The 12,370-nt window shown below is 71.3% G+C and carries 10 protein-coding genes; 8 read left to right on the forward strand and 2 right to left on the reverse strand.

What is annotated here, in order from left to right:
- Positions 1 to 71 precede the first annotated feature (71 nt).
- Positions 72 to 845, forward strand: coding sequence for a creatininase family protein (locus tag ACQUS7_RS11815; RefSeq protein ID WP_435125252.1), 774 nt, complete (start codon positions 72 to 74; stop codon positions 843 to 845).
- 210 nt (positions 846 to 1,055) lie between these two features.
- On the opposite strand, the gene ACQUS7_RS11820 is transcribed toward ACQUS7_RS11815, so the two are convergent.
- Positions 1,056 to 1,715: an O-methyltransferase gene (locus tag ACQUS7_RS11820; RefSeq protein ID WP_435147231.1), complete on the reverse strand. Its 660-nt coding sequence runs from the start codon at positions 1,713 to 1,715 to the stop codon at positions 1,056 to 1,058.
- Between the two features lie 135 nt (positions 1,716 to 1,850).
- Positions 1,851 to 2,306, reverse strand: coding sequence for a CopD family protein (locus ACQUS7_RS11825; RefSeq protein WP_435125247.1), 456 nt, complete (start codon positions 2,304 to 2,306; stop codon positions 1,851 to 1,853).
- 107 nt (positions 2,307 to 2,413) lie between these two features.
- On the opposite strand from ACQUS7_RS11825, the gene ACQUS7_RS11830 reads away from it, so the two are divergent.
- The 7 genes from ACQUS7_RS11830 to ACQUS7_RS11860 all read left to right on the forward strand — a co-directional run bounded on the left by ACQUS7_RS11830 (position 2,414) and on the right by ACQUS7_RS11860 (position 12,369).
- Positions 2,414 to 4,096, forward strand: coding sequence for an acyl-CoA mutase large subunit family protein (locus ACQUS7_RS11830; protein WP_435147233.1), 1,683 nt, complete (start codon positions 2,414 to 2,416; stop codon positions 4,094 to 4,096).
- A gap of 150 nt (positions 4,097 to 4,246) precedes the next feature.
- Positions 4,247 to 4,639, forward strand: a complete 393-nt coding sequence (gene mce / locus ACQUS7_RS11835) for a methylmalonyl-CoA epimerase (protein ID WP_435125243.1) — start codon at positions 4,247 to 4,249, stop codon at positions 4,637 to 4,639.
- A 104-nt stretch (positions 4,640 to 4,743) separates the two neighbouring features.
- The gene (locus tag ACQUS7_RS11840) at positions 4,744 to 7,152 is read left to right on the forward strand and encodes a thermonuclease family protein (protein WP_435147235.1); all 2,409 of its coding nucleotides are present in this window, start codon (positions 4,744 to 4,746) and stop codon (positions 7,150 to 7,152) included.
- A 112-nt stretch (positions 7,153 to 7,264) separates the two neighbouring features.
- On the forward strand, positions 7,265 to 9,064 hold the full coding sequence (gene menE / locus ACQUS7_RS11845) for an o-succinylbenzoate--CoA ligase (protein WP_435147238.1): 1,800 nt from the start codon (positions 7,265 to 7,267) through the stop codon (positions 9,062 to 9,064).
- Between the two features lie 113 nt (positions 9,065 to 9,177).
- The gene (locus ACQUS7_RS11850; protein ID WP_435147240.1) at positions 9,178 to 10,338 is read left to right on the forward strand and encodes an acyl-CoA dehydrogenase family protein; all 1,161 of its coding nucleotides are present in this window, start codon (positions 9,178 to 9,180) and stop codon (positions 10,336 to 10,338) included.
- Positions 10,339 to 10,428: 90 nt separating this feature from the next.
- Positions 10,429 to 10,788: a hypothetical protein gene (locus ACQUS7_RS11855; protein WP_435147243.1), complete on the forward strand. Its 360-nt coding sequence runs from the start codon at positions 10,429 to 10,431 to the stop codon at positions 10,786 to 10,788.
- Positions 10,789 to 12,369, forward strand: a complete 1,581-nt coding sequence (locus tag ACQUS7_RS11860) for a methyl-accepting chemotaxis protein (RefSeq protein ID WP_435147245.1) — start codon at positions 10,789 to 10,791, stop codon at positions 12,367 to 12,369. It abuts the gene before it with no gap.
- The last annotated feature ends 1 nt before the right edge of the window (position 12,370 follow it).

Here is a 12,370-nt window from a genome sequence, read left to right on the forward strand (position 1 = left end):
CGTGGCGAACCGGCGAAGCCGTCGCCCGCCGACCCGGACGTTTCTTCCGGCGACGGACCCTCCGCGGAGCCATGCAACTCGCAGACGAGACCTGGCCGGAACTCGGTGAGGCGTTCGACCGGGCTTCGACGGCGGTGGTGCCGCTCGGCTCGACGGAACAGCACGGCCCGCACCTGCCGCTCGCGACCGACGCGCTCATCGCGGAGGCGCTGGCGGAGGCGGCCGCCGACCGGGCCGACCTGCTGTGTACGCCGCCGGTACGTATCGCGGTGTCCGAACACCACCGGCAGTTCCACGGGACGATGTGGGTCGAACCGGGCGTGTTCCGCGACTACGTCGAGAGCTTCACCCGGAACCTCACGTACCACGGCGTCGACCGCGTCGTCTACGTGAACGCCCACGGCGGAAACGTCCAGCACCTCCGCGAAGTCGGGCGGCGGCTCCGCAGGGACGAGACGGCGTACGCCGTCGAGTGGATGTGGGACGAGTCGATTCCGGAGCTCGTCGACGACCTGTTCGAACACAACGGGCCGCACGGCGGCCCGAAGGAGACGGCGATGGTGATGCACATCGCCGAGGAGCTGGTACGGACCGACCAGCTCGAATCGGCCCGCGACGGCGGCCGCGTCGACCTCGCGGACGCCGACACCGTGCGGCACGGCTCGCGGACGTTCTACGACAGCATCGACAACTCCGAGAACGGCGTCTTCGGCGACCAGACCGACGCGACGCCGGCGGACGGTGCGGAGCTGTTCGAGGCGGCGACCGACCAGCTCGTCGCGCTGCTGGAGTGGCTCGACGAGCAGCCGTTCGCGTCGCTCATGCCGGAGCCGCACGTGGAGTGAGGCCGACCGCCGCCGCGACGCGGCGGTCGCGACCCGAGCGTTGCGGCGCTGTCCGTTGGCGAACAGGCGGCACCGGCTCTCCCCCGCCGCGTCTGTGCCGCACAACCGTTGTACGCGGCGGGGCTGTCGTCACCGCATGCGGCGGGATGGCCGCGGCTTCCGCCGTAAACTCTCGCCCCAGCGGGGTCGCGTCGAGGGACGACGGCTCAGCTACTCGGTTTTCGTGGTGACCGCGAGCCCTTCGCCGACGGGCACCGCGGCGGTTTCGAAGCCGTCGGCGTCGCGGACGGCGTCGAGGTAGTCGGCGACGCCGCGGGAGAACTCGTCGTCCGCGTCGACGGCGTCCGCGTCGCCTTCGAGGTGCGCGAGCAGCGCGTCGAAGTCGACGGGGCCGGCCATGACGTTGTCCGCGACGACGACGCCGCCGACCGGCAGTTTCTCGCGGACCGCGTCGAACGCGTCGCGGTAGCGCTGCTTCTGGTGGTCGACGAGCACGACGTCGAACGGGCCGTCGTAGCGCTCGACGGTCTCCATCGCGTCGCCGTGTTCGAAGACGCAGCGGTCGGCGAGGCCGGCGTCCGACAGGAACTCGCGGCCGGCGTCGAGTTCGTCGGCGTCGAACTCGGTGAGGACGACTCGGTCGGCGCCGCCGCGGAGGAACCACGACGCGGAGTAGCCGAAGCCGGAGCCGAACTCGAAGACGGTTTCGGCGTCAGTGAGCCGCGCGAGCAGCCGAAGCACCGCGCCCGCCTCCGCGCCGATGGACGGGAAGTCGTGCTCGTCGGCGAACGCCGCCATCCGTGCCTGCACGTCGGTGTGTTCGGGGCCCGCGGCGCGAACGAACCGAGAGACGTCGCTGGGGAGAACCATACGCGCCGATTGTCGGGCGACCCCGTGAGCCTTCGGGTCACCCGCCGGACGGAACCGGAGAAGCGACGGAGTCGTCGAGCGGAGAGTTGCCGTCGGGCGGAGCGGTCGGCGGCGACTCGGACACTCAGACGGCCGTTACAGCCCGGGGCTGGCGAGGTAGCCGCCGAGAACGAGCAGCACGACGCCGACGGCGCTGGCGGCTTTCAGGAAGGCGTCGGCGTCGCGGGCGCCGGTGCGGACCTTGTCCTCGTCGAGCGCCGAGCGCGCCTTGCTGGCACCGACTTCGACGAGGCCGGCCATGACGAGCCACAGCGCGAGCATCGACAGGACGACGTGGCCGTCCGGCGGCGTGAACAGCCCCTCGGAGCCGTACACCTCGGCCGCCATGTGGCCGCCGGTCGCGACGAAGACGACGGCGCCGACGCGGGTGAGCGTCGACAGGCCGTCGGTGACGGCGCTGAACGTTTCCGGGGCGATGTCGCCGGCTTTCGCGAGCGGCAGCAGTTTCCAGGTCGCGAGCACGACGCCGCCGACCCAGAGCCCGGCGAACAGCGTGTGGAGAACGTACGCCGCAGTGAGCGCAACTGACATGGTACGTGGCTGTGCCGGCACCGGCTTAAATCCCGGCGACAGCGACCCGGCGGCGTGCCGCGGGCAGCGTCGAACGTTTGAAGCCGTCGGGCCTTCATCGGTCGTGCATGTTCGACCCCGACGACCTGGCGGAGATCCGCGAGGCGAAACGGGAGTGGGAGGCGGAGACGCTCTCGCCGACGCTGGACCGGTTCGGGGAGCGGGAAGAGCAGTTCACCACCGACACCGGCGGGCAGGACGTCGACCGGCTGTACACGCCCGAGGACGTCGCCGACGTCGACTACGAGAAGGACGTCGGCTTCCCCGGGGAGGAGCCGTACACGCGCGGCGTCTACCCGACGATGCACCGCGGCCGGCTGTGGACGATGCGGCAGTACGCCGGCATGGGGACCGCCGCGGAGACGAACGAGCGGTTCAACTACCTCATCGACCAGGGGTCGTCGGGGCTGTCGATGGCGTTCGACCTGCCGACGCAGATGGGGTACGACTCGGACGCCGCGATGGCCGCCGGCGAGGTGGGGAAGTCGGGGGTCGCCATCGACTCGCTGCAGGACTTCGAGCGCGTCTTCGACGGCATCCCGCTCGACGAGGTGTCGACGTCGATGACCATCAACGCGCCGGCGTCCGTGCTGCTCGCGATGTACGTCGCCGTCGGCGACCGGCAGGGCGTCGACCGGGAGGCGCTGCGCGGCACCATCCAGAACGACATCATGAAGGAGTACATCGCGCGGAACCTCTACATCTACCCGCCGGAGGAGTCGATGCGGCTCATCACGGACATCTTCGAGTTCTGCACCGCCGAGGTCCCGAACTTCAACACCATCTCCATCTCCGGCTACCACATCCGCGAGGCCGGCTCCACCGCGGCCCAGGAGGTCGCATTCACGCTCGGAAACGGCATCGAGTACGTGCAGGCCGCCATCGACGCCGGCCTCGACGTCGACGAGTTCGCGCCGCAGCTCTCCTTTTTCTTCAACGCCCACAACAACATCCTGGAGGAGGTCGCGAAGTTCCGCGCCGCGCGGCGGATGTGGGCGAAGATAATGGAGGAGCGGTTCGGCGCCGAGAACCCGAAATCGAAGCAGCTGAAGTTCCACACGCAGACCGCCGGGTCGACGCTGACCGCCCAGCAGATCGAGAACAACGTCGTCCGCGTGGCGTATCAGGCGCTCGCTGCGGTGCTCGGCGGGACGCAGAGCCTCCACACGAACGGGAAGGACGAGGCGCTGTCGCTGCCGACCGAGCAGTCGGTGCGGACGGCGCTGCGCACCCAGCAGATTCTGGCGCACGAGTCGGGCGCCGCGGACACCATCGACCCGCTCGCCGGCAGCTACTACGTCGAGAGCCTCACCGACGGCGTCGAGGAGGAGGCGTTCGGCATCCTCGACGAGATCGACGAGCGCGGCGGGATGCTCGACGCCGTGAAGAGCCAGTGGGTGCAGCGGCAGATTCAGGACACTGCGTTCGAGCGGCAGCGCGAAATCGAGGAGGGCGAACGCGTCATCGTCGGCGTCAACGAGTTCGAGGTCGACGACGAGCCGCAGGTCGACCTCGAGTCCGTGAGCGAAGAGGAGGAGCAGGCGCAGGTGGAGCGGCTCGAAGAGCTCCGGCAGTCCCGCGACACCGAAGCGGTCGACTCGGCGCTCGACGCGCTCCGGGAGGCCGCCCGCGGCGACGACAACGTCATGCCGTACATCGTCGACGCCGTGAAGGCGTACGCGACGGTCGGCGAAATCTGCGGCGTGTTCCGCGAGGAGTTCGGCGAGTATCAGCCCGGCAGCGCGCTCTGAAACCGGGGAGCAGACCGGCAGGCCTGACGGACCGGATGGACCGAGCGCCCGAACTGGACGAACCGGACTCCCGAACTGGACGAACCGGGCGTCCGAACTGGACGAACCGGGTGGACGTAGATTAATGGGGCGAGCGGGTCACGCCTCGGTATGCACTTCGACCACGTCGGCGTCGCGACGGACGACGCCGCGGGGCTGGCTGCGCTGTTCACCGACCTGTTCGACGCCGAGGTGTCCCACGAGGAGCAGTTCGACGGCATGACTGTCGTGTTCGTCGCGGTCGGCGACGTCTACGTCGAGTTGCTCGAGCCGCTCGACCCCGACTCCGGCGGCGCAATCGCCCGGTTCCTCGAACGGAACGGCCCGGGGATACACCACGTCGCGGTCGCGACCGACGACGTCCGCGCGGCGCTTTCGACCGCCCGCGACCTCGGCGTCGACCTCGTCGACGAGGAGCCGCGGCCGGGCGCGTGGGGCCACGAGGTGGCGTTCTGCCACCCGGCGTCGACCGGCGGGGTGCTCGTGGAGTTCGTCGAGCACTGACCGGCGACCGACTCACTTCGTCAACGTTTCCCAACGCACCCCAACAGGATATTTTATATATTCTTCACCGTGGATTTATGCCGGTCGGCTCGCGTTCGACGGCCGTGCAACGACGCACCTTCCTCGGGGCGGTCGGGGCGAGCGCGGGGGCGTTCGCCGTCGCCGGCCGGCCCGTCCGGGCAGCGACGGATTCGGGACGCATCGAGCAGCTCGTGTTCGACTCGACGGCGAGCCTGCTGAACGCCGACGGCGACCCCGTCGCGGCCGACGCGGGGTACGTCGCGGTCCGAGCGGAGTCGACCGCGAGCAACACGAACGCGGACGGGAACGGCGGCGCGGAGGCGGCCGTGTCGTACCCGGCGGACCGGCCGATTCCGCTCGTCGCCGCCGCGGACGGCGTCGTCGGCTTCGGCGCCCCGATCGTCTCCGACGACGCGGAGTTCAACGCCGGCAACGAGGAGTTCGTCCTGTCGGTGCTCGACGACGTCGTCGGCTCCGGCACCGTGCTGTGGGACGACAGCCACGGCCAGTACTACAACTCCGGGCGGCACTCGGAGTTCATCGACTACGCGAACGGCAACGGCTACGACGTCGCCGGCACCGACGACCTGCTCGCTGACCTGCCGGACGCGGACGGCGTCGTCGTCACGTCCGCCTCCGAGTCGTTCACGGCGGCGGAACTGGACGCGCTCTCGTCGTTCGACGGCGGCGTCCTGCTGTTCACGCAGTCGGACTACAGCGACTACGACGCGACCGCGAACATGAACGAGGTCGCGGCGGCGCTCGGCGCGCCGTTCCGGTTCAACGACGACCAGGTCGTCGACGACGCCAACAACGCCGGCGTCCCGTTCGTCCCGGTGACCGACCGGTTCGACCCGGACTTCGACTACTTCGCGGACCGGCCCGGGCTGGACTTCGAAATCGACCCGTCGAAGACGTACACCGTCGACGTCGTCTCCGTCACCGACGGCGACACCGTCGACGTCCGGTTCCCGTCGGGCTACGAGGACACGGTCCGGCTGGTCGGCATCGACTCGCCGGAGGTGCCGGCGGCCCGCGACGCCGAACTCGCCGAGGAGTGGGAGGGCGTCGAGTCGTACGACTACCTCGGCCAGCAGGGCACCGCCAGCTCCGCGTTCGCGACGCAGGCGCTCGGCGGCGCGACGGTCGACCTCACGTTCGACCCGAACGAGCCGCTGCGCGGCGACTACGGCCGGCTGCTCGGCTACGTCGCCTACGACGCCGACGGCGACGGCGGCCGCGACACCGACTACGCGACCCGCGCCGTCTCGGCGGGCCGCGCCCGCGTGTACGACTCCGGGGCGAGCCGCCACGACGACCTTCTGAAGCGGGAGCTTCGCGCCCGGTTCGAGGGCCGCGGCGTCTGGGCGCAGTCGGACCCGGAGGCCTCCTCCGAGATTCGGAACGGACCGGTCGACGAACTGTTCGCTCCGGAGGCCGCGACGGTCGCGACCGCCGACGGCCGCATCGACGACGAGCGCGTCCCGGTGTACGCCGAGTCGTCCGCCGAACAGCGCGGCGGCAGCGTGCGCTACGACGACCTGCCGCTGGTCGGCGTCGACGCCGACAGCCGCGTCGCGATGGTGGCGACGCCGCTGCTCGACGACGACTACGAGCAGTCGCAGGGGTTCCCGGCGGACACGTCGGGCTACGGGAACTTCGCGTTCGTCACGAACCTGCTCGACGCGCTGTCGATGCGGCCCGGCGCCGTCGTCAACGACGGCGGCCACGGCCAGTCCGGCGTCCCGCTCGGCCTCGACGGCGAGGACCTCCCGTTCTACATGCGCTACCTCGAAGGCGTCGACACTGGGCTGGAGCAGGTGAACGACCTCGGTTCCGGGATTCTCCGGCTCGGCAAGGCGCTGCTGGTCACCGCCCCCGCGGAGCCGTTCACCGACGACGACCTCGACCGGGTCCGGTCGTTCGTCCGACGGGGCGGCGCGGTCATCCTCGTCGGCGGCGCGCTCCCCGCGGCGCAGCGCCGCCACCTCAACGACGTCGCGGCCGCGCTCTGCTCCGACCTGCGGCTGAACGACGACCGCGTCGTCGACCCGGCGTCGAACCTCGCAGGCCGTGAAACCATCCCGGTCACGTCGAACTTCGACGACGACTACCGGCTGTTCAGTCCGGCCGGCGGCCACGGACGCGGCAGCGGCGACGACGGCGAAGACGACGACAGCGAGAACGGACGCGGCCGTAGCGACAGCCCGCTCAGCGGCGGTCGCGGCTACGGACGCGGCGGCGTCTGCCGCGCCGACGGCCACGGAAACGGGTCGGAGAACGGCGGCGGCAAGCCGGGACGCGGTAACGACGGCGACTGGCCGCCGGGTAACGGCAGCGACGGCGACTGGCCGCCCGGGCGCGACGACGGCGACTGGCCGCCGGGCAACGGTACCGGCTCGGGCTGGTTCGACAACGAATCCGACGGGCAGTCGGGGCGCGGCGGCGACAGCGACGACGAGTCCAGCCTCGTCGGCGGTCTGCTCGGCTGAACGCCGCACCCCTCTTTTGTGCGCGTCGGCGCCGACCCGCGGGGCACCGGCGTTAACGACGGGCGCGACGCGAAGGCGAAAGACCAGTAACCCTCCTCCGCGACGAACCGGTATGCGCGATTGGCTGTCACACCGTGCCGCGACGACGCCGGACGCCGAGGCGCTGGTGACCGCCTGGTCCGGCACGCGGTGGACGTACGCCGACCTCGACGCGGCGGCCGACGAGATGGCAGGCCGGTTCGCCGGGCTCGGCGTCGAAGCCGGCGACCACGTCGGCGTCGTGATGAGCAACCGTCCGGAGTACGTGACGCTCGTCCACGCGGCGATGCGGCTCGGCGTCCGGCTCGTCCCGCTCGGTGACCGGCTCACCGCGGCCGAACTCGCCCCGAAACTCGACGCCGCGGACGTGACGACGGTGCTGTGTGACGCCGACACGGAACGAGCGGCCGTCGAAGCGACCGCGAGCGGCATCGACGCCGACGAGGCCCGAGGCGACGACGCCGCCCGCGACGCGGACCCGAACGGGAACGCCGAAGCGGACGAGCGAGACGAGAACGGTGCGGACGAGAGCAGCGTGGACGAGAGCGACGGAGGTGGCGGGCAGGAGGAGGCCGGTTCGGGCGACGCGCCGAGGCCGTCGATACCGGTCGTTTCGGTGGACGAACCGCAGTGGGAGCAGGTCGCACACCTCCGGACGACGGAGCCGGCGGCGTTCGAGTCGGCGACGTGGTCGCTGTCGGACCCGCTGTTGATGCTGTCGACGTCCGGGACGACCGGCGACCCGAAGCTCGTCGTGTTGCGGCTGCAGAACGTGCTCGCGTCCGCGGTCGCGTCGGCGTTCCGGCTCGGCGTGCAGCCCGGCGACCGGTATCTCGCGACGCTGTCGCTGCACCACACCGGCGGCATCATGCCGCTGTACCGCGCGGCGCTGTACGGGACGAGCGTCGTGCTCCGCCGCGAGTTCGACCCGGGCGGCGCCGCCGACGACCTCCGCGAGTACGACGTCACCGGCGTCTCGCTGGTGCCGACGATGCTCCAGCGGATGCTGGACGCCCGCGGGACGCTGTCGGACTCGCTGCGCGTCGTGCTGCTCGGCGGCGCGCCGGCGCCGGACGACCTCGTCGAGCGCTGCCGGGACTACTCCGTCCCGGTCCACCCGACGTACGGGATGACGGAGACGGCGTCGCAGATCGCGACCGCGCGCCCGCAGGAGGCGTTCGACCGCGTCGGCACCGTCGGCCGGCCGCTGTTCTGGATGGACCTCTCAGTCGTCGACGACGACGGCGACCCGGTCCCGGACGGCGAGTCCGGCGAACTCGTCGTGAGCGGCCCGGCCGTCGCCTCGTCGTACTACGGCGACCGCGGCGGCGACGCCTTCGTCGACGGCGCGCTCCGCACCGGCGACGTCGGCTACCGCGACGACGACGGCTACGTGTACGTGTTGAACCGCCGCGACGACCGCATCATCACCGGCGGCGAGAACGTCGACCCCGGCGAAGTCGCCGCCGTCATCCGCGAACACGCCGGGGTCCGAGACGCCGCGGTCGCCGGCGTCCCCGACGAGGAGTGGGGCGAACGGGTCGCCGCGCTCGTCGTCCGCGACGACCCCGACCTCTCCGCCGCCGACCTCGAGTCGTTCTGCCGCGACCGACTCGCCGGCTTCAAACTCCCGCGGACTGTCCGGTTCAACGACGAACTGCCGCGGACCGTCTCCGGAACCGTCGACCGCGCCGCGCTCCGCGACCGCCTCGGCGACGACGACGCGGAGCCCGCTGCGGACGCTGACGGCGACGCAGAACCGAGCGCCGATACCGACTCGGGCGCCGATGCCGACCCAGGCACAGATTCCGACCCGGCCAACGATGCCGGCACGGACGCTGAAGTCGACACGGACGCTGGTGACGACGAATAAGGCGAAGCCTCGCGCGACGACGTGACCGGCTCGGCGGTGACGCCGCGATAAACGGCTCGCCCGGGGGGAGGGGTTTCACGAGCGTTATAGGCCGCCGGAGCGAACCGTGGGGTATGAGCGCAGACCTCGGACTGCTCGACGAGTCGGTCGTCCCGGAGCACGCACTGGACGTGAAGCGACGCGCCCGCGAGTTCGCCGACGAGCACATCGCGCCGGTCGCGGAGGAGCACTTCCGGTCGGGGACGTACCCGTGGGAGGTGCTGGAGGCCGGTCAGGAGGCCGGGCTGGTCGCCCAGGACATCCCGGAGGAGTACGGCGGCAGCGGCTTCACGCTCCAGGAGATGCTGGCGATGGCCGAGGAGTTCTACCGCGCCGACGCCGGCATCGGCCTGACGCTGATGCTGGCGTCGTTCGGCAACGAACTGGTCTACAAGTACGGCACCGACGAGCAGGCCGAACAGTACGTCCGGCCGGTCGCGGAGGGCGACCAGCTCTCCGGGCTGGCGGTGTCCGAGCCGCAGACCGGCTCCGACCTCGCCGGGATGACGACGGCCGCGGAGAAGGTGGAGGGCGGCTACGAGCTCACCGGCGAGAAGTACTGGGTGGGCAACGCCGTCGAGGCCGACTGGCTCACCGTCTACGCGAAGACCGGCGACGGCGAGGACCGCTACGGGAACTACTCGCTGTTCATCGTCGAGACCGACAGCGAGGGGTACGAGGCCGAGCACATCCCGGAGAAGATGGGGATGCGCGCCTCCAAGCAGGGCCACATCGTCTTCGAGGACTGCTTCGTCCCCGAGGAGAACCTCGTCGGCGCCGAAGGCGGCGGGTTCTACGCGCTCGCGGACTTCTTCAATCACGGCCGCGTCGTCGTCGGCGGTCACGGCCTCGGGCTGGCCGCCGCCGCCATCGAGGAGGCGTGGGAGTTCGTCCACGACCGCGAGGCGTTCGCGCGCAACGTCTCGGAGTTCCAGTCCGTCCAGCACGACCTCGCCGACATGCGCACCGAGTTCGAGGCCGCGCGGGCGCTGAACTGGCGCGCCGCCGACAAGGTCGCCGACAACGACGACGCCGGGCTGTGGGCCGCGATGGCGAAGCTGAAGTCCACCGAAACCGCCGTCGACTGCGCGGAGCGCGGCATGCAGCTGCACGGCGGCCGCTCAATCCTCTCGGACCGCCGCATCGCCCGCGTCTACCGCGATGTCCGCATCCCGGTCATCTACGAGGGCGCCAGCGAGATTCAGCGGAACCTCATCTACCGCCAGTCGAACTGACAGCGAGCCGCCGTTTCAGGCGCTCTCTCCGCGAATCACGGTTGATACGCGAGCCGTTTCCGTTATATCCGTCGTCGGCGCCGCCACGGCATGGCACTCGAATTTGAGGCGTTAGACGCGAAGGAACTGGTACTGGTGGTGGTCGCGATACTGGGGCTGCTGCCGGTCGTCACGCAGCGAACCGAGCGGTCGGGGCTGTTCACGCTCGGCTACGTCCTGCTGTGTTTCGGCGCCGTCGTCACGAACCTCGAACACGTCGTGCTCGGCGACGTGCTCGGGCAACTCGAACACGCCGTCGGCGTCGCCGGCGCGGGCGTCGTGTTCGCGTACGCCGCCTACCGCCGACGCGGACACATTCTGCGCGGAGACGAACAGTCGGTCGGCGACGACGCAGCAGCCGGTGACGGCGCCGGCGTCGCGGGCGGCGTCGACGCCGAGGAGGTGGCGTGAATGGTCGACCTCTCGGTCGCGTTCGACCTCGTCGGCTTCGTCGGGTTCGTCGTCGCCGGCGGCTACGCCGCGCTGAACTACCGCGACGCCGAGGTGGAGTCGGGGTTCTGGGCGAACTACCTGCTCGCCGCCGGCCTCGGCGTCGCCTGGACCGGCGTCGTGCTCGCCGAACACGCCGGGTTCGGCGGCGCCGTCCTGGACACGGTGAGCGTGTCGCTGCTCACGGCGACCGTCGCGGCGTTCGCGGTCGGAAGTTCCGGGACGCTGTCGGTCGTCGACGACTCGAAGGCCGCCCGCGCCGACGCGGAGCGGGAGGCCGCCCGCGCCCGCGCCGCGACCAGCGACGCCGAGGCGGCGCGCACCGAGGCCGAGCGGGCGCAGGCGCGGACCGCGTCGCTGAACGACGCCATCGAGTCGAAGGCGGCGGCGTTCGGGTCGTCGATGCAGGCCGCCGCCGACGGCGACCTGACGGTCCGGCTCGACGACGGCGGTGAGAGCGAGGCGCTCTCGGACATCGCGCGGTCGTTCAACGAGATGCTCGACGACATCGAGGCGCTCGTCCTCGACGCGGAGACCGCCGCCGCGCGCGTCTCGGACGCCTCGGAGGAGGTCGTCGCCGGCGCCGAGCAGATTCGGACGGTGAGCGAAGGCGTCAGCGACGACGTCGAGTCGGTGTCCGCCGAAACCGTCAGGCAGGGCGACCGGCTCCGGGAGGCCGCAAACGAGATGAGTCAGCTGTCCGCGACCGTCGAGGAGGTCGCGTCGTCCGCCGAGGAGGTGGCGGCCGTCTCCAGTCAGGCCGCCGAGTCCGGCGAGGAAGGCAGCGGCTACGCGGAGGCGGCGCTCGCGGAGATGGACGCCGTCGAGCAGCGCGCGACCCGCGCCGTCGAGCAGGTCGAACAGCTCGAACGAGAGGTCGCCGAGGTCGGCGAAATCGTCGACGTCATCTCCGGCATCGCCGGCGAGACGAACCTGCTCGCGCTGAACGCCTCCATCGAGGCGGCGCGGGCGGACGCCTCCGGCGACGGGTTCGCGGTCGTCGCGGACGAAATCAAGGCGCTCGCCGGCGAGGCGTCGGTCGCCGCCGGCGACATCGAGGGGCTCGTCACCGACATCCAGACCGCCACGGACCGGACCGCCGAGAACATGCGCGAGACCGGCGAGCAGGTCCGGGAGGGCCGCGACACCGTCGACGAGGCGCTCGGCGCGCTCGAAACCGTCGGCGACCGCATCGACGCCGCCGACGACGGCGTCCAGGAGATAAACCACGCGACCGACTCGCAGGCCGCCTCGACCGAGGAGGTCGTCGCGATGGTCGAGCAGGCCGCCGAGTCCGGCGAGGCCGCCGCGGACACCGCCGACGGCGTCGCCGCGGCCGCCGAGGAGGCGGCGGCGTCGACCGCCCAGATTTCCGACCGCGCCGAGGGGCTCGCCGACCTCTCGACGGCGCTCTCCGGGCAGCTCTCCCGGTTCGAAACCGGCAGCGGCGGCGACGTCGACGGCGACCGCATCACCGCCGACGCGGACCCAGGTGCGGACCGAGCGGCCGTCGCGGACGGCGGCCGAAACGGCACCCAGTAGC

This window comes from Halobaculum sp. P14, from assembly GCF_051195155.1.
Classification (GTDB): Archaea; Halobacteriota; Halobacteria; order Halobacteriales; family Haloferacaceae; genus JBNTKA01.

Bases quoted from the DNA above. Each gene is read 5' to 3' on its own strand.
- ACQUS7_RS11815 (WP_435125252.1), top strand. From the start codon at position 72: ATGCAACTCGCAGACGAGACCTGGCCGGAACTCGGTGAGGCGTTCGAC.
- ACQUS7_RS11820 (WP_435147231.1), bottom strand. From the start codon at position 1,715: ATGGTTCTCCCCAGCGACGTCTCTCGGTTCGTTCGCGCCGCGGGCCCC.
- ACQUS7_RS11825 (WP_435125247.1), bottom strand. From the start codon at position 2,306: ATGTCAGTTGCGCTCACTGCGGCGTACGTTCTCCACACGCTGTTCGCC.
- ACQUS7_RS11830 (WP_435147233.1), top strand. From the start codon at position 2,414: ATGTTCGACCCCGACGACCTGGCGGAGATCCGCGAGGCGAAACGGGAG.
- mce (WP_435125243.1), top strand. From the start codon at position 4,247: ATGCACTTCGACCACGTCGGCGTCGCGACGGACGACGCCGCGGGGCTG.
- menE (WP_435147238.1), top strand. From the start codon at position 7,265: ATGCGCGATTGGCTGTCACACCGTGCCGCGACGACGCCGGACGCCGAG.
- ACQUS7_RS11850 (WP_435147240.1), top strand. From the start codon at position 9,178: ATGAGCGCAGACCTCGGACTGCTCGACGAGTCGGTCGTCCCGGAGCAC.
- ACQUS7_RS11855 (WP_435147243.1), top strand. From the start codon at position 10,429: ATGGCACTCGAATTTGAGGCGTTAGACGCGAAGGAACTGGTACTGGTG.
- ACQUS7_RS11860 (WP_435147245.1), top strand. From the start codon at position 10,789: ATGGTCGACCTCTCGGTCGCGTTCGACCTCGTCGGCTTCGTCGGGTTC.